At 64.9% G+C, this 22,770-nt stretch carries 17 protein-coding genes; 10 read left to right on the forward strand and 7 right to left on the reverse strand.

What is annotated here, in order from left to right:
• Window positions 1-70: 70 nt before the first annotated feature.
• Both BXA07_RS10815 and BXA07_RS10820 read right to left on the reverse strand, forming a co-directional pair.
• Window positions 71-1,573, reverse strand: a complete 1,503-nt coding sequence (locus BXA07_RS10815; protein WP_076567942.1) for a hypothetical protein — start codon at window positions 1,571-1,573, stop codon at window positions 71-73.
• On the reverse strand, window positions 1,570-2,445 hold the full coding sequence (locus BXA07_RS10820; protein WP_076567943.1) for a hypothetical protein: 876 nt from the start codon (window positions 2,443-2,445) through the stop codon (window positions 1,570-1,572). The genes BXA07_RS10815 and BXA07_RS10820 overlap by 4 nt, the downstream gene beginning before the upstream one ends.
• Window positions 2,446-2,763: 318 nt before the next feature.
• Between BXA07_RS10820 and BXA07_RS30105 the strand changes: the two genes are divergently transcribed.
• The 4 genes from BXA07_RS30105 (at window position 2,764) to BXA07_RS10840 (ending at window position 5,894) form a co-directional block, all read left to right on the forward strand.
• Window positions 2,764-3,426, forward strand: coding sequence for a hypothetical protein (locus BXA07_RS30105; RefSeq protein WP_139335526.1), 663 nt, complete (start codon window positions 2,764-2,766; stop codon window positions 3,424-3,426).
• A 60-nt stretch (window positions 3,427-3,486) separates the two neighbouring features.
• Complete coding sequence (locus tag BXA07_RS10830; RefSeq protein WP_076567945.1) at window positions 3,487-4,371, forward strand: hypothetical protein; 885 nt, start codon at window positions 3,487-3,489, stop codon at window positions 4,369-4,371.
• Between the two features lie 107 nt (window positions 4,372-4,478).
• Window positions 4,479-5,390, forward strand: coding sequence for a P-loop NTPase family protein (locus BXA07_RS10835; RefSeq protein WP_212592284.1), 912 nt, complete (start codon window positions 4,479-4,481; stop codon window positions 5,388-5,390).
• A 174-nt stretch (window positions 5,391-5,564) separates the two neighbouring features.
• Window positions 5,565-5,894 (forward strand): hypothetical protein, encoded by a 330-nt coding sequence (locus tag BXA07_RS10840; RefSeq protein ID WP_076567947.1) that lies wholly within the window; start codon window positions 5,565-5,567, stop codon window positions 5,892-5,894.
• A 69-nt stretch (window positions 5,895-5,963) separates the two neighbouring features.
• On the opposite strand, the gene BXA07_RS10845 is transcribed toward BXA07_RS10840, so the two are convergent.
• The 5 genes from BXA07_RS10845 to BXA07_RS10865 all read right to left on the reverse strand — a co-directional run bounded on the left by BXA07_RS10845 (window position 5,964) and on the right by BXA07_RS10865 (window position 14,588).
• Window positions 5,964-8,081, reverse strand: coding sequence for a tetratricopeptide repeat-containing diguanylate cyclase (locus BXA07_RS10845; protein ID WP_244556244.1), 2,118 nt, complete (start codon window positions 8,079-8,081; stop codon window positions 5,964-5,966).
• Between the two features lie 111 nt (window positions 8,082-8,192).
• Window positions 8,193-9,893: a methyl-accepting chemotaxis protein gene (locus BXA07_RS10850; RefSeq protein ID WP_076567948.1), complete on the reverse strand. Its 1,701-nt coding sequence runs from the start codon at window positions 9,891-9,893 to the stop codon at window positions 8,193-8,195.
• Between the two features lie 126 nt (window positions 9,894-10,019).
• On the reverse strand, window positions 10,020-11,828 hold the full coding sequence (locus BXA07_RS10855) for an ABC transporter ATP-binding protein (RefSeq protein ID WP_076567949.1): 1,809 nt from the start codon (window positions 11,826-11,828) through the stop codon (window positions 10,020-10,022).
• On the reverse strand, window positions 11,818-13,569 hold the full coding sequence (locus BXA07_RS10860) for an ABC transporter ATP-binding protein (protein WP_076567950.1): 1,752 nt from the start codon (window positions 13,567-13,569) through the stop codon (window positions 11,818-11,820). The genes BXA07_RS10855 and BXA07_RS10860 overlap by 11 nt, the downstream gene beginning before the upstream one ends.
• Before the next feature lie 167 nt (window positions 13,570-13,736).
• Window positions 13,737-14,588, reverse strand: coding sequence for a phasin family protein (locus BXA07_RS10865; protein WP_076567951.1), 852 nt, complete (start codon window positions 14,586-14,588; stop codon window positions 13,737-13,739).
• Window positions 14,589-14,971: 383 nt separating this feature from the next.
• On the opposite strand from BXA07_RS10865, the gene BXA07_RS10870 reads away from it, so the two are divergent.
• The 6 genes from BXA07_RS10870 to BXA07_RS10895 all read left to right on the forward strand — a co-directional run bounded on the left by BXA07_RS10870 (window position 14,972) and on the right by BXA07_RS10895 (window position 22,770).
• Window positions 14,972-16,246: an amidohydrolase family protein gene (locus BXA07_RS10870; RefSeq protein WP_076567952.1), complete on the forward strand. Its 1,275-nt coding sequence runs from the start codon at window positions 14,972-14,974 to the stop codon at window positions 16,244-16,246.
• 36 nt (window positions 16,247-16,282) lie between these two features.
• Window positions 16,283-16,801 carry a GNAT family N-acetyltransferase gene (locus BXA07_RS10875; RefSeq protein WP_076567953.1) on the forward strand — a complete coding sequence of 173 codons (519 nt, stop codon included), beginning with the start codon at window positions 16,283-16,285 and terminating at the stop codon, window positions 16,799-16,801.
• On the forward strand, window positions 16,798-17,331 hold the full coding sequence (locus BXA07_RS10880) for a GNAT family N-acetyltransferase (RefSeq protein ID WP_076567954.1): 534 nt from the start codon (window positions 16,798-16,800) through the stop codon (window positions 17,329-17,331). Before BXA07_RS10875 ends, BXA07_RS10880 begins: the two co-directional genes overlap by 4 nt.
• 143 nt (window positions 17,332-17,474) lie before the next feature.
• Window positions 17,475-18,944 carry a xylulokinase gene (gene xylB, locus BXA07_RS10885; protein WP_076567955.1) on the forward strand — a complete coding sequence of 490 codons (1,470 nt, stop codon included), beginning with the start codon at window positions 17,475-17,477 and terminating at the stop codon, window positions 18,942-18,944.
• Between the two features lie 226 nt (window positions 18,945-19,170).
• Entirely contained in the window at window positions 19,171-20,799 is a 1,629-nt protein-coding gene (locus BXA07_RS10890; protein ID WP_076567956.1) for a methyl-accepting chemotaxis protein, read from the forward strand.
• A gap of 168 nt (window positions 20,800-20,967) precedes the next feature.
• On the forward strand, window positions 20,968-22,770 hold the full coding sequence (locus BXA07_RS10895) for a putative bifunctional diguanylate cyclase/phosphodiesterase (protein ID WP_083708162.1): 1,803 nt from the start codon (window positions 20,968-20,970) through the stop codon (window positions 22,768-22,770).

Below are 22,770 nucleotides of genomic sequence, written 5' to 3' on the forward strand. Positions count from 1 at the left end.
CACTGACGTACTGTCTTCGAGGCGGCGCTTGGCCCTGCGCGTTTTTCCCGGCCGCTTTCGATTTTCCCCCTCACACCACGATGATATTCGCCTGCGCCTTGAGCGGGCAGGGCAGGGTGTCGTCAAAAGTGATTTCGATGGCGCTGGCGACGAACATGCCGCCGATGTGCTGGGCGGCGATTTCCGGCGGCGTGCCGGGCTTGGTCAGGTTGACGTCCTGGGCAAAGACGAAGACTCTCCAGGTGCCGAAGACCGTTTGGTCGTATTGCAGCAGGGTGCGGTAAGCCCGCTTCAAGTCCAGGCTGCCTGCGTACACGCCGTCGTTGGCGCCGGGATCGAAACCGAGGCCGTCGTCCGTCAGCGATTCCACGAAATACAGGCCCTGCGGCGCCTGGAACAGCACGAAGGCATACAGCTCCGTGCCGCGGAAGACACTGCCATTGTCGCGCTTGAAGCTGGCGCGCAGCCACAACGGTTCGTAGGCTTGCACGACGGCGGGGGTATCCGTTTCCACGGGCCCTGCCACATGGATGTTGACTTGCGTTTCGGTCACCGCATGCTGGTAGCTGGCGCCCGTGGTGAAACGTTGATACTCCCAGCTGATGTCGGCCGTGTAGGGCAGGCCCGCGTTCGGCGCTTCGGGCAAGACCCACTTTGCCACCACTTTTTCGGCCAGGGTCAGCTCGCCGGCGGCCGGTGGAGTTGCTTCCTGACCACGCCAGAACGGGTCCGCGATATCGGAGCAGGCGACGGCGATGGCGCCCGAGGCGATAGCCGAAGCCACGCCGGCCACCGTGAATGCGGGCTGTCCCGAGCCGGCCCCTTCGAGCGAACAGCAATGCACGTCGGGTTCCGTTTCATCGAAGGTGCCGCCCACGCTGAAGCTGGCTTTGCCGGAACCGAGCGCGGCGGCAATGATGGCCACCAGTGCGGCGATGATGGCGATGATGATGGCGAGGATTTTCCACCACGGATCGGAAAACGGTAAATCTCCATGTGTGCCCGCGTAGGCGGGATTCGGCGTCCAGACGAGCGTCATGCCGGTCGGCACGATGGGTCCGAAGCCGGGCGGGCAGCGGCAGTCTTTATTGTCGCCGCCCGTGCTGCCCCAGCGCTTGCCCGGCAGGTGGCCCTGCGGCTTGGACAGTTCCAGCGTGCCTTCCTCGACCGTGCAGGTATAGGTATTGGTGCTGCTGTCGAAACGCGTCTGCGAGACGAACATCTGCTGGATCGAGCGGCGCGGCGCGTAGCCGTCGGCCTTGGCGACAAAGCTGACGAGTCTCTTGCCGGGCGTGGCGTGCTGGAAGTCGGCATCCCACATGACCAGCATGGCCGCGCCGGCGGGCACGCTGGCAAAGAAGAACGTACGCGCCACGGGCACGATGCCGGGGTCGCCCACGCTTTCCAGGTACACCGTGACATTCGTCAGCGGGCTGCTGGACGTGTTCGTGACGTGGGCGGCGATGCGCAAGCCATAGATGGCATTGTCGAAGATGCCATCGGGCAGCATGATATTGGTGACGGGCTCGATCGCGAATGGCCGCGTCAGCACTTGCATGGGGGTATCGCTCATGATGCTTGCTCCTCGGGGCTTTGCTGTTCTTGAGCTTGTTCTTTTTCCAGGTCGGTGACGACATACGTGACGCCGCCCAGTAACTTGCCATCCTGGCTCTCCAGCACGCGCAGCAGCGCATAGTGGCGTGGCGGCAAGGCTTCGGCACGCACGCTCAGATAGACGGCCTGCGCCTGGCCGCGCGGTACTTCCAGCGCCAGTTTTTGCTCGCCGGGCACGTCGCCATTGCAGTGGGGCGTGCGCGCCAGGCCCGCGACCAGGCGGGCATCCCTGGCCGGCTGCCACCGCTCAAGCCCGAGCGTGGCCAGCAGGCGCTCCGGCAGCTCGCCGCCATACTCGATCTGCAGTTCCACTTTTTTCGTTGCGCGCGGCAGGGCCGCCACCCTGATAGCCAGCAATTGCGCGCGCCTTGCCGCCAGCACCACGGTGACGTTGCGCTGGGCAATCTGGTCGTGCGAGGTGGGCTGGAAGGGTAAGCCGTTGGGCAACGGGTCGGGCAGCGGGTTGACGTCGCCAGGCCCGTGGGCCACGGCCAGCAGGCATTCGTGGCCGCCATTGACGATGACGGGGACCCAGGGCACCAGGCACAGCACTTCCTGCGTGGCGCCGGGCGGCAGGTCGGCAAACGCGGAGCCGATCTGCGTGGCGGCGCCGACGGCGATCTGGCCGGAAGGGTCGGCCCAGTAAAAGTCCACGCGCACGCCGTTCGAGGCGCTGTTGCCCGTGTTGTGCACGCGGCCCCACAGGTAATTGCTGGTGCCGGCGATGGGCGCGCCGGGTGCGCCGTTCGGATCATTGCCCGGCACGACCCAGATATCGGCGCTGTCCCACCACCAGGGCTGGCCGTCTTCGATGATCAGGTGGGCTGGCATGGCAATCTCCTTGTGCGTGGCCTGTGCTTGTAGCTTAGATCCTGGCGATGAAACAAGGATTGATCAGTCTCAAGCCCCCTGAATTGTCGCGGCAGCTATTTATGCAGAACGTGATGCGGACTTTCAAAGGCAGACTGAGCAGACCTAGGGCTATACATTTTGTTATGTTGGAAATAGATGGTGTCGGTGGCAGAGGATGGGTTATTATTTGAAAGATAATTTTAGATGTTTGATTGCAAGTTTATTGATGCTGATTTCATCGTCAGGACAGGATGATTTCTCCCTGTGGCGTATGGGTGACGTATTAAGAGGTGTTTTGTGAAACAGGAAATTGAATATCAATGCCAAGAATTGACTTGCCAGTCGACATTTTCTTGGGCTGTGAGTTTTTGTCCTTTCTGTGGCGTGAAGCAAACCTCCATTAAAGTGAAAGTAGTGTCACCACTATTCGTGCCCCCAAGCGTCGATAAGAGTACACCATGCCCGATACCTATGCATGAACAGGTAGGCAATGCCGTTTCCGGGCGACACAGCGTTAGTACGCCGAAAGGGGAGCGCTTACCAGATCTCGTCCTGACGGAGGATGCACAGAAAAAATTCAGTCTTCATATTGCCGACAATATTACCAATTCATACTGCGATAGCACTACTTTTAGTGTTTTGTTGCGATTTGGAAAAAACAATCTGGGACTGGACGTGAAGCGGGTCGAGTCGATTTTGTCGTTGACTTTGCAACGTTTGAATATAGTCAATGAAAAAGCATTGTTGGATGAGCTTGCTGCACTGTTGCACGTGTTTACCGATACTGAGAAAAAGCTGGATAAAAAGGGGCGAGTGGATGCTTTGCAAAGTGTCTGTAAACCGCGTTCGGGCCTGATGAAGGGGGTTGATCCTGAGATAGCGGAGAAGTACATCAACGACTTTTGCCGGGAAAATGGCGTAATGCAGCGGTCAGGTATATGGGGCTGGAAAATTTTGTAGTAGTGAAGAATGTTTTTTGCTTGAGCGGTCAAATCATAATTTTTAATAAACGAGGAAAACATGAATCAATCTGATCTGGACTGGCTGAAGAACCGTGTCGCTGCGGCTGTGGACGATGATTATTATCTGGATCGTGGTGAGGAGCGGCGTATTAAAGAAGAAGCGGCCGCTCGCGGTATTGTGAGCAGAGAAATAGAATTGGTGATCCGTGAACAGTTGGATGAGTATTCCGCCGTGTCTGAGCGTGCGCTCGTGGAGGAGCTGGATAGACTTCTGCACCAGTTCACGGACAATGACAAGAAGCTGGACCAGAAGGAAGAACGTCTGGCCTTGAGTAAGGTAGTGAACAAGGCGCCAGGAAAACGCACCGGGCTGGATCCACGCATAGCAGAGGAGTACGTGGCTAGTTTTTGTAAGGCAAATGGTGCTTCGCGCTCGACAGATACAAAAAAATGGCTCGGTTCCCAGGTGGGATTGGTAATTGTTGCCGTTGCGGTTGTTGGTGCAGTCATCTTTTTTGCGATGCGATCATCAAAGGATGTGCAAGCTCCAAGCACGGTGGTGCAAGTGAATGAAAGTCGCGCGGTGGATACGAAGGCCGTTAAGCTTAATGAGGGGGATCGCTCTGAAATCGATGATCAGTTGCGTCGTGCTTCTCTTTATATTGAGCGAGCTCAATATACTGATCCCCCGGAAAGTTCGGCCAAGGCTTCGCTTGATCAAATCCGGCAGATTGATCCTGATGGGCAATATCGTGGTGAAGAAGTCAAGGGCCTCGCTAGCAAGATAGTTGATCATTACATCAAACTGGCGGAAAAAAGTGCGGCATCTAATGATCTGGGTGCGGCTGCAAAGTGGTTGGCACGTGCGAAGCTGCTGAACCGTGATCGTGAGGTAATATTGGAAAAAGAACGAGCATTAGGGCTGGTGAAGGCGGAGCGTTAAGTCTGCGCTATCTCCGCCAGCAGAGATAAGCAGAGTTCGTGTAACGGAGAGGGTATTCAATATGATCGGATGCCCTGTTTCGTTGCATGAGCAACAAAGGTTGGAACGTGTCTGAAAAAGTGAATAAAGTTTGTATCCATGCCGCTTGCGGCCGGATCTTGCCGCTGCGCGTGGTGCATTGCCCGTTTTGTGGCGAGCGCCAGTCGGGGACGGCGCCTGTTTTGACGAAGGTGGCGGCGCCGGCCCCGGTGATGCCGGACCCCGTGCCGGCGCCGGTGCCCGCGCATTTTCCAGCGTCCGTGCCGCAGGCCGCACCGGCCGCCGTGCCTCCTCCCGTACCACCTACTGCACTGGCTCCCGCGCCGACCAAGGCGCCGCCCGCGAAGCCGGCCGTCAGGGGCTCGGTGCCGCCGCCGCGTCCGCCCGTGCGCTTGCGTACGTGGATCGCCGCGGCCGTGGTGCTGACCGGCATCTGGTTCTTCAACAAACCTGCCGACAAGCCGGCCAGCGTGGCCGAGCAGGTCGAGGCCGCCACCGCATTGGCAGCGCAGTGCGACCTGGACGGGGCGCGCAGCGCGCTGGCCGTGCTGAAAAGCGCCAGGGCGCCGGCGGCGCAGTGGAAGCGCCTGCAGGCCAGCATCGCGACTGCGGCCACCGCGTGCGAGAAAAAGCAGCGGCGCGAGCAGGCGTGGAGCACGGCGCAGGCAGCCGTCAACCAGGCGCTCGACGCGGGCGAACCGGACTTGGCCGCCACGCGCCTGGCCGCGCATGTCAAGCGCTGGGGCGACGATGCGGACAGCCTGGAACTCGATGCCAGGGTGAAAGTGGCGCAAGCCAGCGCCCGGCTCGACGCGGCCGACGCTTGCCTGGCCAAGGGGGATCGTGTCTGCCTGGAAAGCAATCTGATCGCCGCCGAGCGCTACAAGCGGCCGGAACTGGCGGCGCGTACCCAGGCGCTGCGTACGGCGCTGTCACAATTGCTCGAACGTTCGCTGCTGGACGCCGCGCCGGGCCAGTAGTGCACAGCAGCTTGGGCCCGTCGCGAAAGGCGGCATGAAGATGTCAAGATACCATTGCTTACAACTACGCCACAAAAGCCTGTTCTTATGTGCGTTAGCGCACGCTAGAAAATTTTAGGCAGGTGTATATTGCGAACTGATCTGTGTCTTTTGATAACAATGAAAGGGAATATCATGAAAGTAAGCAAAAACTGGATGACTGTGTGCGCCGCCGGGATGATCGTTGTGGCGCTGGCTGCCTGCCAGAAGAAGGAAGATGTCGCTGCCGGTCCTGCCGAGCAAGCGGGCCAGAAAATCGATGCCGCCGCCGCCAAGGCTGAAGCCGACATCAAGGCCGCCGCCAGCAAGGCCGACGACGCCGTGAGCAAGGCTGCTGCCGACACGGGAGCCAAGATGGACCAGGTCGCCGCTGACGCCGACAAGAAAATGAGCGAAGCGGCCGATGCGGTCGGCAAAAAAGTGGAAAAAGCGGGCGAAAAGATGCAGGACGCCGCGCACAAGTAATCACCGCGATACAGGCGCGGGCCGGTTTCGCCGGACCGGCCAGCTGCCGCCAGCGACATGCAGGGTCCGTCAGCTGGCGGCGGCCGTAGCGCAGGCGCCCTTGGCGCCATCTGACGCCGCTGCTGGCGCGCTCCCCGCATTGCCCTTCCCATCCGCCTTGCCCAAGACCACGCTCAAGTCCACATGGCCGTCGCGCCACGCCCGTTCCAGGTCTTGTTCCACCGCTTCGAGTGTCGTGCGTTCCACGTGCCGGAAGCCGCGCAAGCCGTACGCCCGGTTGCGTCCGTGCGCCTTGGCCAGGTACAGCGCCATGTCGATCAGGTTGACGCTGCGTTCCCACGTCAAAGGCTGGCCCAGCGGCGCCAGCGGATAGGGCGCGAAGCCCACGGAGACGTGCACCTCGATGGTCTGCCCCTGATAATGGATGACTTGCGCCGCCACGCCGTTGAGGATGCGCAAGGCGATGTCGTCGAGCCCGTCGCGCGCGACGGCGGGCAGGAAGGCGAGGAATTCCTCGCCGCCCCAGCGCACGATCATGTCTGTTTCGCGCAACACGTCGTGCAGGGTTTCGGCGATCGTCGTCAGCACCAGGTCGCCCGCCGCATGGCCGTAACGGTCATTGATGTGCTTGAAATGGTCGACGTCGAGCAGGAACAGGGCGCCCACCATGTCGTTCCCGGCCGGGGGATGCACGGGCTTGCCCGCATGGCTGCGCATGAATTCCTGGAAATGCCGGCGGTTGTACAGGGCCGTCAGGGGATCGCGCGAGCTCTGGCGCTTGAGTTCCTGGTTTTTCACCTTCAGTTGCACGTTGGCATGGCGCACTTTGCGGTACAGCAAGCCGACGATGGCGGACCCCATGGCCAGCACCAGTGCCAGCAGCCACCACACGCGCTGCTGCAGGCGGCGGTTGTCGATTTCCGTGCTCTTGAGCTGATTTTCGCGGCTCAGCAGCTCGATCTGGCGCTGTTTCTTTTCCGCCTCATACTTTTCTTGCAATTCGTACACGGCCTTCTGCCGCTGCTTCTCGAACAGCTGGTTGGAAATGGCCCGTTCGCTGTGGTAGGCCGTGACGGCGCCCCGCATGTCGCCCGCCTTTTCCAGCGCCATGCCGTACTCCAGCAGCACGGCCTGCATGTCCGGCTGGTTGGCCGTGCGCTCGTAGTAGGCCAGGCCCGTGGCCACGCTTTGCTTGCCTTCCTGCAAGCGTCCCTGGCCGATCAGCGCCTGGCCGATGTTCAGCCGCGCCGTCGCCTCCACCTGATCGTTGTTGACCAGGCGCCCCGCCGTGATGGCTTCATTCGCAAAGCGCAGCGCGCGCGCATAGTCGCCCTGCTTCAGATAGCTGTCCGACAGATTGACGAGGGTGACGGCCACCATGCCGCGCGCTCCCAGCTGGCGCTCCAGCGCCAGGGCTGCCAGCAGCGCGCGCTGGCCCCGTTGCGGCTGCTGCGCGTCGAGCGCCAGCCCGTACTCCGTGTTTTTGGCCTGCGCCATGCGGCCCGGCGATTCCAGCGTGGCGGACACGGCCAGCAACTCGTCGAGCACCTCGAAGCCTTTGTCGTATTCGCGCATCTGCGTGTACAGCTGGGTAAGGGCATTCAGGGCGGCGGCCAGGCTGGAGGGGGAATTGCTCTGGCGCGCCAGGTCGACGGCCGCCTGCAGCTTGGCTAGCGCAAACGGAAAATTGCCTTCCTCGGCCCAGGATTGCCCCGCGCTGATGGTGGCCTGCACCCGCACTGGCAGGTCGTCCGTGCGGTTGGCGATGCGTTCCGCTTCAAAGGCCAGCAGGTGCGAGGCACGGCGCTCGTTCAGGGCAAACGTGATGTAGGCCTTGTTGAGCGTGCCCTTCGCCAGCGCCACGTCGCTCTTGTTCATGCGGGCATAGGCGATCAGCTCTTCGGCCAGCTGCATGGCGATGTCGTTCTGCCCCAGGCGCATGCGGGCGTTGCTCAACTGCGTAAGAAATTCCGCGCGCACGGGCAAGGGAGCGCTGCGCGCCTGCGTTTCCACCTCTTGCAGGCGCTGCAGGGCGCGCGCGGGCACGAAGCGGCCATCGTCGCGCACGGCGGCAAGATACCGCTCCAGTTTGCTGTCCTGGGCGTGCGCCCCGGGCGGCAGCAGGCAGGCCAGTACCAGCAGCCAGTGCGCCTTTCGCCATGATGCCCGTTTCTGTCTGCCTGCCAACGTCCCGCCCCCGCAATGACCACGCTTGTCTGCAGCGATTATATGATGTTGCAATCAAGAAATATCATGGCACACACAGAATTTTGTGAAAGTGCACACTTTGATTGCGCATCAGTGCTGGGCCAGGGCGGCGGGGGCCGGTGCGCTGCCCTTCAGGCGGAAGATGGCGACGGCCTCGATCAGGGCTTGCGCCTGTTCCTGCAGGCTTTCGGCAGCGGCCGCCGCCTGCTCGACGAGGGCGGCGTTCTGTTGCGTGATGTTGTCCATCTGCGTGACTGCCTGGTTGACCTCGCTGATCCCCGCGCTTTGCTCGTGGCTGGCGCTGGTGATCTCGCTCATGATGGCGGCCACCTTCTGGATCGATTCCACCACCAGCGCCATGGTGCGCCCCGCCTCGTCGACGAGCTTGCTGCCGGCGTCGACCCGTTCCACGGAGGCGCCGATCAGGGTCTTGATTTCCTGGGCGGCGGCAGCGCTGCGGTGGGCCAGGCTGCGCACCTCGCCGGCAACGACAGCGAAGCCGCGCCCCTGTTCCCCGGCCCGCGCCGCCTCGACGGCCGCATTCAGGGCCAGGATATTGGTCTGGAAGGCGATGCCGTCGATGACGCCGATGATGTCGGCGATCTGGCTGGAACTTTCCTTGATGGCGCCCATCGTGCTGACCACCTGGGCGACGACGGCGCCGCCCTGCACGGCGACGGCCGAGGCGGTGGCGGCCAGCTGGTTCGCCTCGCCGGCGTTGCTGGCGTTTTGCCGCACCGTCGCCGTCAGCGTTTCCATCGAGCTGGCCGTCTCTTCGAGGGAACTGGCTTGCGCTTCCGTGCGCGCCGACAGGTCGGCATTGCCCAGCGCGATTTCGTGCGTGGCCACCGACATTTCGCCGGTGCTGCTGCGGATGTCGCCTATCAGTCCCGTCAGGTTGGCGTTAATGGTATTCATCGCGTGCAGCAGCACGCCGATTTCGTCGGCTCTTTCGATGACGGCGTCGATGCTCAGGTCGCCGCCGGCGATCAGCTGCGCCGTGGCAATCGCCTGGTCCAGGCTGCGCTTGATGTGGCGGTACACGAGGAACAGGCACAGCAGCGAAACCATGACCGACACCAGCAGCACGCCGACCGTGACGGAATAGGCGGCCATGGTGCCGCTCATCGCCGTCTGCACGGCGGCGCTCGTGCGCTGGTCGAGCAGCGTGAGGAATTCATTCACCGGCTGCATGATCTTCGCCTTGTTGCTGTGGTAGGCGGCGTCGTGCATGATGGCGCGCGCCATTTCCAGGTCCGGCGGCCCGGTTTTGGTGAAATTGCCGCTGCCGTCGTCAAACCGGCCCTTGACGGCGTTCATGGCGATCACCTCGGTCTTGACCAGGCCGTCCGAATTGGCTTGCGCTTCGCGCAGCTTGGCGAATTCCTGCTCGCTGAAGCCGGCCTTGCGCATCAGTTCTGCCAGGGGCACGGCCGGTCCCGTCGACGCCGGCACGGGCACGCCAGCGGCCACGAAGTCCCAGTAGATGCGCTCGTAATGGGCGGGGCGCGGCTTCTTGCCGTTGCGGATGTCGAGGATGTCCAGGTATTGCTGCTCGTACCTGGCGTCGCCGGTGACGACGTAGGTGCGGGCCAGCCGTGTCAGGTCGTCCGAGCTTTGCCGCAGTTCATCGGCCAGCAGGTAGGACTGGTAGCGCGTTTCAGTGACGCGGTTCGCCTCGGCCTGCTTGCCTGCCACGCGGAACAGCGCCCACAGGCTGATGACGGCGAGCGCCAGGCTGAGCAGAAAAATGGCGGTGAAGATGTTCTTGATCGACAGTTTGCTGCGCATGGCATCCCCCGGAAGTGTGGTTGGGGCCGTTGGCGCTGCCCGCCAGATGAATATACTCCCGTCCGTACGGCATTTTTAATGCCGTACAGAAAAAAAGTGGCGCCATGCAACGGCGCCCCGTGGCTATCAAATTGCCAGTTGCTGCAGCAGGTAGAGGCGCTGGTACAGGCCCCCTTCGATCTGCATCAGTTCCTCGTGCGGCCCCGCTTCCGTGATGCGGCCGTGATTGAGCACGATGATACGGTCCGCCTCGCGGATGGTCGACAGGCGGTGGGCGATGGCGATGATGGTGACCTTGCCGCGCAACTCGTTCAGGGCCGTCTGCACGATCTGCTCCGTCTGGCTATCGATACGCGAGGTCGCTTCGTCGAGCAGCAAGATGCGCGGCTGGCCGGCCAGCGCGCGGGCAATCGCGATCAGCTGCTTCTGCCCCGACGACAGGCGCGAACCGCCTTCGCCCAGCGGCGTGTCGTAGCCGTGTTCCAGCGCCGCGATGAAGTCGTGCGCATGCGCGGCGCGCGCGGCCGTCTCGATCTGCTGCTGCGTGTAGCCGCGGCCCATGTCGATGTTCTCGCGCGCCGAGGCGGCCAGCAGGAAGGGGTCTTGCGGCACCAGGCCCACGTCGGCGCGGAAATGCTCGTTGTCGATGCTGTCGAGGGGCACGCCGTTGATGGCGATGCTGCCCTGCGTGACGGGGTAGAAGCGCAGCAGCAGGGACAGCAAGGTCGACTTGCCGCTGCCCGTGTGGCCGACGATGCCAAAGAAGGCGCCCTGGGGGATGCTCAGCGACAGCTCGTGCAGCACGGGCTGGTTTTCCACGTAGGCAAACGTCAGGCGGGCAATGTCGACGGCGGGCACGTCGCTGCCCGTTTTCGCCTGCCGCAGGGCCGGTGTTTGCCTGCCCTGCGCGTGTTCCAGCGCCTGCGCTTCGTCGAGCAGGGCCGACACGCGCGCCGTCGCCACCACCGATTGCTGCAATTGGCTGAACTGCATGGTGATCTGGATCAAGGGTTCGATCACGCGCGCGATGTAGCTGATGAACGCATACAGCACGCCCACTTCCACGGCGCCCATGTCGCGGCGGCCGAAGCTGAAGATGACGACGGCCAGCAGCACGATGTTGAGCATGTCGAGCGCGGGGCGCAGCAGCCAGGCGTTGGCGCGCAATTCCTGCATGCGCGCCGTGTAGTGGTCCTGGTTGATGCCCGTGAAGCGGGCGCCGAAGCGCTTTTCCGCGTTATTCGCCTGCAGCACGCTCATGCCGCCTATCGATTCGGCGATCTGCCCGTTGATTTCGCTGCGCAGGGCGCGCGCGCGCGTGACGGCCGGCGCGCTCCAGCGCTGGTACAAAAAGACGATGAGCAGCACGGCCGGCAGCAGCGCCAGCACGATCAGCATCAGCCGCCAGTCGAGGAAGGCCATGGCGGCCATGGTGCCGACCAGGACGATGGAGCTGTCGAGGATGACGAACAGCACCTGCACGTACAGCGATTTCACCGCCTCCGTGTCGTTGGTGACGCGGCTGACCAGCTGGCCCGTGATGGCGCGATCAAAAAAACTCATCGGCAGGCGCAGCACGTGCTGGTACACGGTTTCGCGCAGGCGCTGCACCGAGCGCATGGCCAGGCCGGACAGGCGCACCAGCTGCAAATAGCGCAGGCCGGAAGCGACCCAGCCCGTCAGCAGGCAACCGCCCAGCAGCAGCGACATGCGCGTCCAGTCCAGGTGGCGCGGCAGCAGGTGCTGGTCGATCAGGGCCTTGCCTAAAATGGGACCCGTGACTTCCAGGGCGGCGGCGAGGATCAGCCAGAACGTGGCCCAGTATAAATGGCGCAGGTCGGGCGCGGCGGCGCGGCGCAGCAGGCCGACGGCTTGCGCGGCCTGGCGGCGCACGGATGGCGTGGCGGTGGCGGCTTGGTCGTTCTTAGATGGCATCGAGGCTGGCTTCCAGTTGTTGATAGCGCCACTGGCTGGCGTACCAGCCGTCGCGCTGCATCAGCGCGTCGTGGTTGCCCGTTTCCGTGACGTGGCCATCGCGCAGCACGAGGATCATGTCCGCGTTGACGACGGCGCTCAGGCGGTGGCTGGCGATGATGGCGCTGCGCTCGGGGCGCTTGCGGCGCAATTCTTCCAGGTGCTGCAGGATGCGCGTTTCCGTGCCCGTGTCGACGGCGGACAGCGCATCGTCGAGCAGCAGCAAGCCGTTGTCGGCCAGAAGGGCGCGGGCAATCGCCACGCGCTGGCGCTGGCCGCCGGACAGGGTGATGCCTTTTTCGCCCACATGCGTTTGATAACCGTCCGGGAACTGCAAGATGTCCGCGTGGATGTCGGCCAGCTGCGCCGCCCGCTCCACTTCCTCGCGCGAGGCGCCGGGGCGGGCCAGGGCGATATTGTCGGCGATGGTGGCGGAGAACAGGAACGATTCCTGCGGCACCCAGCTGATGGCCGCGCGCAGCGCGTGCAGGGTGTAGGCGGCCAGCGGCTGGCCGTTCCACGTGGCCGCGCCCGATTGCGGCGTGACCTGGCGCAGCAGCACGCGCAGCAGGGTCGACTTGCCGCTGCCCGTCGGACCGACGAGGCCTAGGGTCTGGCCCGGCTGCAGCCGCAGCGAGATGCCGGACAGGGCCGGCGCCGTCTGGCCAGCGTAGGCAAAGCCGATGTCCTGCAATTGCAGGGGGCCGGGCGTAAGCGTATCGATCGTGCCATGGTCGTCGATGGCCAGCGGCGCATCTAACATCGGCTGCAGGCGCTGCCAGGCGGCGCGGCCCCGTTCGATCAACGACAGTACCCAGCCGGCGGCGAACATGGGCCAGATCAGCTGGCCCAGGTACATGGAAAAGCTCGTCAGCGCGCCGATGGTCAGCTGCTCTTGCCACACGAGGTAGCCGCCCAGGCCCAGGGTCAGCGCCGTGGCGGCCGTCAGGGTCAGGCCGACGGCCGGCTCGTACGCCGCTTCCCAGCGCTGCGCCGTCAGGCTGGCGTTGGCCGCGTGGCCGGCCAGCGTGGAAAACTGCTTGCTGCTGCGCTCTTCCAGGCCCAGCGCGCGCAGGGTGCGCACGCCCGACAAGGACTCTTGCACATGGTCGTTCAGCGCGGAAAAGCGCTTTAAGGAATCCGTCGACGCCGTGTGGATATGGCTGGAGATGCGCCAGAAAGCCAGTCCCATCAGGGGGAAGGGCAAGAGGGCGATGCAGGCCAGGCGCCAGTCCACGCCCAGCAGCATGATGCCGAGCACCATCAGCAGGGTCAAAGTGCCGTCGAAGCCGGCCAGCATGGCTTCGCCGGCGGCCATTTCGATGGCGTCGATGTCGTTCGTCGCCAGCGCCATCAGGTCGCCCGTGCGCTGGTGCTGGTAAAACGACGCGCCCTGCTGCGACATGCGCGTGTAGAAGCGCGTGCGCAACATCACGCCCAGCTGGTAGGCGGCCTTGAACAGGGTGATGCGCCAGCCCACGCGCAGGAAGTAGATGACGACGCCGACGGCGAGCAGGGTCAGCAGCTCCAGCCACAGCTCGGATGTCGTCATGCGGTGCGCGGCCAGGGCGTCGATGATGGCGCCCACGCGGCGCGGAATCCAGACGGTCAGTGTTGCCACGCCTGTCAGCATGACGGCGGCGGCGGCATACGCCGGCCAATGCTGACGCACGAAGCCGGTGATGAGCCTCGATAAACTCATGGTTACCTTTTGTTTTGCAGTAATGGGGTGTCGCGGGGCGGAAGGGCGGGCACGCGGACGGAAAAGTACGCGTAGGATACAACACGGCGGAAAAGCGCGCTGTGGACGGGCACGCAAAAAACGGGCCGTAGCCCGTTGTTGTGCTGCGTCGCTGCCGTGCAGGCGGCTTACTTGCGGCCGCTGCCCTTGCCGCCGCCCAGCATGTCAAGCTGTTTCGATGGCGCGCCCTTGGGCCCTGCCTTGGCCGCCGGCTTGGCGGCTGGCGCAGGGGCGTGCTTCACGGCGGCCTTGGCCGCGGTATTGCCGGTGGCGCTGGCTGGCTTGGCGGCCGGCTTGGCCGGTGCCGGCGCGGCGGCTTTTACTGGCGCAGCGGCGGTGGCGGGCGCTGGAACGGGCTTGGCCGCTTCCGCCTTGGCGGCTGGCTTGGCTTCGACGGCTTTGACGGCGGGCTTGTCGGCGGCCTTCTCGGCAACCTTGGCCGGAGCTGCCGCTGGCTTGGCTACGGGCGCAGCAGCAGGGGCTGGCGCTGGCGCTGCCTTGGCGACAGGTGTGGCTACTTCCGCCGGCTTGGCGGCAACGGTGGCAGGTACCGCTGCCGGCGCTGGCGCTGGTGCAGCGGCAGGTGTGGCGGCAGCGAGCGCAGGCTTGGCGGCGGCCGGCGCGGCGGCCGGCGTGGCAGGCACGGCCGCATCGAGGCGGGCCTTGGCCGAGGCCAGCAATTCGGCCTGGGTGCTCGAAGCAATGCCGAACAGCTGGCGGCTGTAGGCCAGCACGCTCTCGATATTCGGTTGCGCCTGGCTGGTGCTGTAGCTGAAGAAATCGCGTGGGTCCTGCGTTTCCAGCAGATGCTGCGCCGTTTCTGCCGTGTGCGAGATGGCCGCCTTGCCGGCGTTCAAGTTCAGGGCGATGATTTTCTCGGCGCTTTCAAAGACTTTGCTGGTGAGATTGCTGAAGATTTGCAGCTGGCTTTCCAGTTGCGATTTCGCGGCGCTGGAAAATTGTTCAGGAATTGAAAACATATTTACTCCTTTGTACGGATTAAAATGCTGGCAAAACGCTCTGCAAAATCCCGAAAACCAGAGTTGGCCGCGTTTTGTAAAGTGGGTAGCGTGCTGAACAGCTGATCATAGACTTTTTATGATGCAACGCAATATGAATATTCTAGCGGTGATTCGAGTTGGTTGAAAGTTATTTTATTCAAGCCGTGTGGCGTGCGCTTCCTTCATCCATGCGCCTGGCAGCATTTGCTGGAAGTTTGCGCCCGCGCAAAGCGTTGCCAAGGAATCTATGGCTGTGTTCTGGCGAGTGGCAGCATTCGTGCACTGCAGCATCCATGGAAAATGTATAGGATGACAATTAACTTGAAGCACCAGGCACAGTCGTCAACCGAAGGAGTGTCCGCATGGACCTAGTCATCCGCAATGCCAGCCTGCCCGACGGGCGCCACGCCACCGATATCGCCATCGAGGGCGGCCGCATTGCCGCCGTTGGCCCCGCCTTGCCCGTGACGGGCGCGCAAGAGATCGACGCGCAGGGCGACCTCGTCACGCCGCCCTTCGTCGACGCCCACTTCCACATGGACGCCACGCTCAGCTACGGCTTGCCGCGCGTGAATGCGTCCGGCACCTTGCTCGAAGGCATTGCCCTGTGGGGCGAGCTGAAACCGCAGTTGACGCAGGACGCGCTGGTCGAACGCGCGCTGCAGTACTGCGACTGGGCGGTGGCGCGCGGCTTGCTGGCCATCCGCTCGCACGTGGACATCTGCGACCCGCGCCTGCTGGCCGTCGAAGCATTGCTCGACGTCAAGCGCCAGGTGGCCCCGTATCTCGACCTGCAGCTGGTGGCCTTTCCGCAGGACGGCATCCTGCGCAGCCCCGGCGCCTTCGACAATTTAAAACGCGCGATCGCCATGGGTGTCGACGTGGTCGGCGGCATCCCGCATTTCGAGCGCACCATGGCCGACGGCGCCGAATCCGTGCGCCTGCTGTGCGAATTTGCCTGCGAGCGGGGCTTGATGGTGGACATGCATTGCGACGAGTCGGACGACCCGCTGTCGCGCCACATCGAAACCCTGGCCTTCCACAGCCAGCGCCTTGGCATGCAGGGCAGGGTGACGGGCTCGCACCTGACCTCCATGCACTCGATGGACAATTATTACGTCAGCAAGCTGCTGCCCCTGATCCGCGAGGCGGGCGTGGCGGCCATTGCCAACCCCCTCATCAACATCACCCTGCAGGCGCGCCACGACACCTATCCGAAGCGGCGCGGCATGACGCGCGTGCCCGAGATGCTGGCTGCCGGCATTCCCGTCGCCTTTGGCCACGATTGCGTGATGGACCCGTGGTACAGCCTCGGTTCGGGCGACATGCTGGAAGTGGCGCACATGGGACTGCACGTGGCGCAGATGACGGGCCAGCAAGCCATGCACGAGTGCTTTTTGGCCGTGACGGAGACGCCGGCGCGCATCCTGGGCCTGGACGGCTACGGCATCGCGCCCGGCTGCCACGCGGACTTGCTGATCCTCGATTGCGGTAGCACCGTGGAAGCGCTGCGCCTGCGCGCCGCGCGGCGCCTGGTGCTGCGCCGCGGGCAAGTCGTCAGCGAGGCGCCGCGCGCGCAATCGCGCCTGCACCTGCCGGGGCGGCCCGAGAGTGTGAACTTCCGCCTGGGGCGCTGATACAATCGGCCATCACTTGTTATCGGGAGCACCGCCTTGAAAGAAATTGATATCCGCCCGGCCAACGAAGCCGATTTCGACGCCATGTGGCCGATTTTCCAGACCCTGGTGGCCGGCGGCGATACCTACACCTTCCCCGCCGATACCACGCGCGAAGAGTGCCACGCCTACTGGTTCGGCCCCGGCGTGCAAAGCTTTGTCGCCGTGATGGGCAGCGAGCGCCTGCTGGGCATGTACAAGCTGGTGGCGAACCAGCCTGGACATGGATCGCATGTGGCCAATGCCTCGTTCATGGTCGATCCGGCCGCGCAGGGCGTGGGCGTGGGCCGCCTGATGGGCGTGCACTGCATGGAAGAAGCGCGCCGCGCGGGCTACCTGGCGATGCAGTTCAACTTCGTCGTCAGCACCAACCTGGCCGCCGTCACCCTGTGGAAAAAGCTGGGCTTCAGCGTCGTCGCTACCCTGCCGCTGGCCTACCGCCACGCGCAGCTGGGCTATGTCGACGCCTACGTGATGTACCAGCTGCTGACCGACCCGATGCAGTGGCCGGCATGAGCGGCGCCGTCACCGTCATCGAGACGCCCCGTCTGCGCCTGCGCACGGCCACCCTGGACGATGCGGCGTTCTACATGGAGCTGGTCAACGACCCGTCGTGGATCGCCAATATCGGCCAGCGCAACATCCACACCCTGGAAGCGGCCCGCGCGGCGCTGGAGTCGGGGCCGATGGCGCAGTTCCGCGCGCATGGCGACTGCCTGTACATCGTCGAGCGGCGCAGCGACGGCGCGCCCGTGGGCATGGCGGGGCTGGTGCGCCGCGACAGCCTGCCCGGCCCCGACATCGGCTATGCCGTGCGTCCCGCCTACTGGGGCCAGGGCTATGCCTGGGAGGCGGCTGCCGCCATCGTGCGGCATGCCCAGCACGTGCTGCGCCTGCCCACGCTGTACGGCATCACCTCGCTGCAGAACCAGGCGTCGATCAATCTGCTCAACAAGCTGGGACTGCGCTTCGAGCGCTTTACGCGCCGCCAGCCGGACGGCAAGGACACGAATGTCTACCGCCGCGATTTCCGCCTGCATGGCTAGCTTGGATGGCGAGCTTGGCCGGCGCGTACCGGCAAAACGGGGAAAAGTATGCGGAAAAGCCCGCTGCCGGCGGCGCCGGGCCAGTACCATAGGGTGACATCGCCGCCGCACGCGGCCGCCCATCCACTTTTCATGGAACCATCGTGACCTATCTCGGCATCGATATCGGCACTTCCGAAGTCAAGGCCATCCTCACCGATGACGCGCAAACCATCCTCGCCAGCAGCGGCGTGGCCCTGCGCGTATCGACTCCCCATCCCGGCTGGTCGGAACAGCATCCCGAACACTGGTGGCAGGCCACGCTGGACGTGATCGCCGCCATCCGCAGCGCCCAGCCGCTGGCGTTTTCCGGCTTGCGCGGCATCGCCCTGTCGGGCCAGATGCATGGCGCCACCCTGCTCGACGAGCAGCAGCGCGTGCTGCGCCCGGCCATCCTGTGGAATGACACGCGCGCCTTCGCCGAATGCGCGGAACTCGAAGCGCTGGTGCCCGAGTCGCGCGCCATCACGGGCAACCAGGCCATGCCGGGCTTCACGGCGCCCAAGCTGCTGTGGCTGAAAAAGCACGAACCGGCGCTGTTCCGCGCCATCAGTAAAGTCTTGCTGCCCAAGGATTACGTGGCCCTGTGCCTGACGGGAGAATATGTCTCCGACATGTCCGACGCTTCCGGCACCCTGTGGCTGGACGTCGCCAGGCGCGACTGGTCCGAGCGCATGCTGGCCGCCACTGGCCTCACGCGCGAGCACATGCCGCGCCTGGTCGAGGGCAGCGCCGCCGCCGCGCAGGTGCGACCCTCGCTGTGCCAGGAATGGGGCATCGCGCACGCGGTCGTGCTGGCCGGCGGCGCGGGCGACAATGCGGCCGCCGCCGTGGGCCTGGGCGTGGTGGAGCCGGGCGCCGGCCTGCTGTCGCTGGGGACGTCCGGCGTGCTGTTTGCCGGCAGCGACGGCTTCGCGCCCAATCCGGGTCAGGGCGTGCACGCGTTCTGCCATTGCCTGCCCGGGCGCTGGCACCAGATGAGCGTGATCCTCAGCGCCGCGTCCAGCCTGAATTGGGTGGCGCGGCTGACGCAGTCGAACGACATCGGTGAACTGGTGGCGCTGGCGGAAAACGTCGCGGCGCGCACGGCGCCCGTCTTCCTGCCGTATTTGAGCGGCGAGCGCACGCCGCACAACGACGCTGCGGCGCGCGGCGTGTTTTTCGGCCTGTCGACGGAGCACGGGCGCGCGGAACTGGCCTACAGCGTGATGGAGGGCGTGGCCTTTGCCATGGCCGACGGCAATGCGGCCCTGCGCAGCGCCGGCACGCGCTTGCGGGAGGCGTCGTTCGTGGGCGGCGGTTCGCGCAGCCGTTTCTGGGCGCAGCTGTGTGCGAACGCCTCGGGCTTGCACGTGCTGCGCCACGACCATGGCGTGGCCGGCGGCACCCTGGGCGCGGCGCGCCTGGCGCAGATGGCGGCGACGGGCTTGCCGCCCGCCCAGGTGTGCACGCGCCCGTCCGTGCAGGAAACGGTGGCGCCGCAGCCGTCCGGCGTGCTCGACGAGCGCCTGGCGCGCTACCGGCGGCTGTATCCGCTGCTGCGCGAGGAGTTCGCGGCCGCGTCCGCCCGCTGACGCCGCCGGCAAGATTGCCTGCCTGACCATGCTGCTGGCGCGCCACTATGGCTGGACAGTCAACCTTCCCGTGTAATTTGTTGTTTCTATGCTGAAAGTGTTTCACTAACAAAAGTGCCGCTTGGTTTTTCACGGGGCGCGCCGCATGATTTCTGTATTTGGTGAGAATTGGATAGATTTGGTGGCGTCTTTGTTGCCATCCTGTTCTTGCCGCCGGGAGAAATACATGCAACTCGCGAATCTGAAAATTTCCATCCGCCTGGGTCTGCTGGGCGCCTTCTTCTTTCTTGCGCTGGTGTTCGTCGGCGCGCGCGGCTGGAGCGCGCTCGACGCGGCCAGCGCGCGCAGCGCGGACGCCATGCAGCGCGCCGTCGCCCTGACGGAAGCCGTCGATGCGGCGCGCAGCGCGCAGGTGGAATTCAAGATACAGGTGCAGGAATGGAAAAACATCCTGCTGCGCGGCGGCGACGCGGCCGCCTTCCAGCGCTATCGCGAAGCGTTCGTCGCCAGCGGCGCGCAGACGCGCAAGGAATTGAAAAGCCTGCAGGCCATGATGGGGGCGTTGAAACTCGACACGGCGCCCGTCGAGCGTGCGCTGCAGGCGCACGACGCGCTGGGCGTGAGCTACCTGGCGGCGCTGCAACAGTATGATGGCGCGCGCGCCGACAGCGCCCACACGGTCGATGCGCTGGTCAAGGGCATGGACCGCGAACCGACGCGCCAGATCGACGCCATCGTCGCGGCCATCGGCAAGCAGTCGCATGGCCTGATGGCGCAGATGAAGGAGCAGGATGACGCCGCGCACCGCAGCGCCAGCATCGTCATGCTGGCCACCGTGCTGGTGACCCTGGTCGTGGGGTCCGTCACCGTGTGGTGGCTGATCCGCAGCATCACCGTGCCGCTGGGCGCGGCCGTCGGCATTGCCCAGCAGGTGGCGGCCGGCGACCTGCGCGCCGTGGTGGCCGACGGCAGCCGCGACGAAATCGGCGACCTGCTGCGCGCTTTAAAGGCGATGAGCGGCAACCTGGCCGCCATCGTGGGACGGGTGCGCGCCGGCACGGACGCCATCGCCCTGGCGTCCGGTGAAATTGCCAGCGGCAATATGGATCTGTCCTCGCGCACGGAAGAACAAGCCAGTTCGCTGGAAGAGACGGCGGCCTCGATGATCGAACTGACATCGACCGTGCGGCAGAATAACGACAACGCCGACCAGGCGCGCCAGCTGGCCGGCGGCGCGTCCGACGTGGCGCAGCGCGGCGGCGCGGCCGTGGCGCAGGTGGTGCAGACCATGAGCCATATCAATGCCTCGTCGAAGCGCATCGTCGACATCATCGCCGTCATCGACGGCATCGCCTTCCAGACGAATATCCTGGCCCTGAATGCGGCTGTGGAAGCGGCGCGCGCGGGCGAACAGGGGCGCGGTTTCGCCGTCGTGGCGACGGAAGTGCGCAGCCTGGCGCACCGCTCGGCCGCGGCGGCCATGGAAATCAAGCAGCTGATCGGCGAATCCGTGCGCACGGTGGAAGAGGGCAGCGTGCTGGCCGGCCAGGCGGGGCGCACGATGGATGAGGTGGTGAGCAGCGTGCAGCGCGTGAACGCCATCATCGGCGAAATCGCCGTAGCCAGCGTGGAACAGCGCGACGGCATCGAGCAGATCAGCATCGCCATCAGCCAGATGGATGGCGTGACGCAGCAGAATGCGGCCCTGGTGGAGCAGGCCGCCGCCGCCGCGGACGCGCTGCAGCAGCAGGCGGCCAGCCTGGCCGATGCCGTCAGCATCTTCCAGCTGCACGGCGCGCCTGGCGTGGCCGCGCAGGCTGGCGCCGCGCAGGTCCGCAGGCTGTCGCTGGCCTGAGGCGGGCGTGCCCCGCGCCGCTTGATGCCAGTCAAGCGGCGCTTCATCAGGCAAAATTCTTGCCGGAATTCTTATACTATTTCCTTTCCGCATGGATCTGCGCCCGGCCGCATGGCGCGCGTTGCAAAGGAAAAGCATGTCTTCCATCTCCTGCCTGCCGGGTGACGCATGACGGCGCTGCTGCTGGCGCTGTGCCTGGCCATGGTGCTCGCCGCACTGCTGGCTTGCCAGTGGCAGACGGCCCGTGCGTGGCGCATGCGCCATGCGGCCGGCGCGGTGCTGCAGGCGGCGCAGGCGCAGCGCATGGCCGATGCCATGGCGCTGCTGCACGCGCTGCCGGCCGCCGTCATCGGCACCGACCACGATGGCGTGGTGCGGTATTTGAATCCCCGCGCCGGCGCGCTGGGAGGGCTGCTGCCCGGTGACGGCGTGGGTCAGCCCGTGACGCAGCTCCTGCCCCTGTTCCACGACGGCGCACCCGTCGACGCGGCGCGCCAGGTGCGCGACTGCGTGGCGCGCCAGGAAGTGCTGGAAGTGGCGCGCGGCGCCGTGCTGCTGCGCCACCTCGACGGCAAGCGCATCGACGTGCAATACAGCTGCGCGCCGCTGGCGCAGGGCGGCGCCGTGCTGCTGCTGCACGATGTGTCGGCGCGCCGGCGCGCCGAGCAGCAGCTGGAATTCATCGCCCACCACGACGGCCTGACGGGGCTGCCGAACCGCCTGCATTTCCAGATCCGCTTCGAGCACGGCATCGCCTACGCGCGCCGCCACCAGGGCTTGCTGGCCGTGCTGTTCGTCGACATCGACCGCTTCAAGTCCATCAACGACAGCCTGGGACACGACGTGGGCGACCAGGTGCTGACGGAGTTCGCGCGCCGCGTGCAGCAGTGCGTGCGCAAGGTCGACACGGTGGCGCGCCAGGGCGGCGACGAATTCATCATCCTGCTGACGGAACTGCGCACGGCGCAGGACGCCGAGCGGGTGGCCGAGAAAATCGTCAGCGCCATTGCCGCCCCCTTCGTCATCGGCGAATACAGCCTGGCGGTGGCGGCCAGCGTGGGCGTGGCCCTGTATCCCGATGACGACGATGACGTCAATGCGCTGATCGAGAAGGCCGACCTGGCCATGTATGCGGCCAAGCGCCACGCGCCCGGCACCTGCTTGCGCTATGCGGCGCGCATGCAGGCGCAGTCGTACTCGCGCACCATCCTTGAAACGGCGCTGCGCCATGCGCTGGAACGCAACGAATTCGTGCTGTACTACCAGCCGCGCATGGACTTGAAGACGCGCAGGGTCACGGGCGTGAAGGCGCTGCTGCGCTGGAAGCATCCGGAACTGGGCCTGATGATGCCGCTCGACTTCCTGCACGTGCTGGAAGAAAGCGCGCTGATCCTGCCGGTGGGAGCGTGGGTGCTGGCCACGGCCGTCGAACAGGCGCGCAGCTGGATTGCGCAGGGGCAGATGCTGACGGTGTCCGTCAGCCTGTCGGCGCGCCAGTTCTACCAGCGCGATATCGCGCGCAATTTTGCCGCCGCGCTGGAGGCGGCCGGGGTGCCGGGACACTGCATCGAACTGGAAATCGCGGCCGCCATCCTGATCGACCGCCACCAGAATTGCGAGCTGATACTGCGCCAGTTCCGCCAGCTGGGCATGGCCATTGCCATCAGCGATTTCGGCACGGGCGACGCTTCGCTCAATTACCTGAAGCGCTTTCCCACGGATGCCGTGAAGATCGAAAAGTGCTTTGTCGACGACTTGGGCAAGCCGGGCCACGATGGCGCCATGGTGCGCGCCATCGTGGCCATGGCGCACACGCTGGGACTGCGCACCATCGCCGGCGGCGTGGAAAACGGCGAGCAGCTGGAACTGCTCGCCGAGATGGGCTGCGACGAGGCGTTCGGCTATTTCCTGGGCCGCGCCATGGGAGCGGAAGGCGTCGAGGCGCTGCTCAGGTCTGGTGCCCCGGCCTAG

The sequence above is a fragment of the Janthinobacterium sp. TND4EL3 genome, assembly GCF_900156175.1.
Lineage (GTDB): Bacteria > Pseudomonadota > Gammaproteobacteria > Burkholderiales > Burkholderiaceae_D > Janthinobacterium.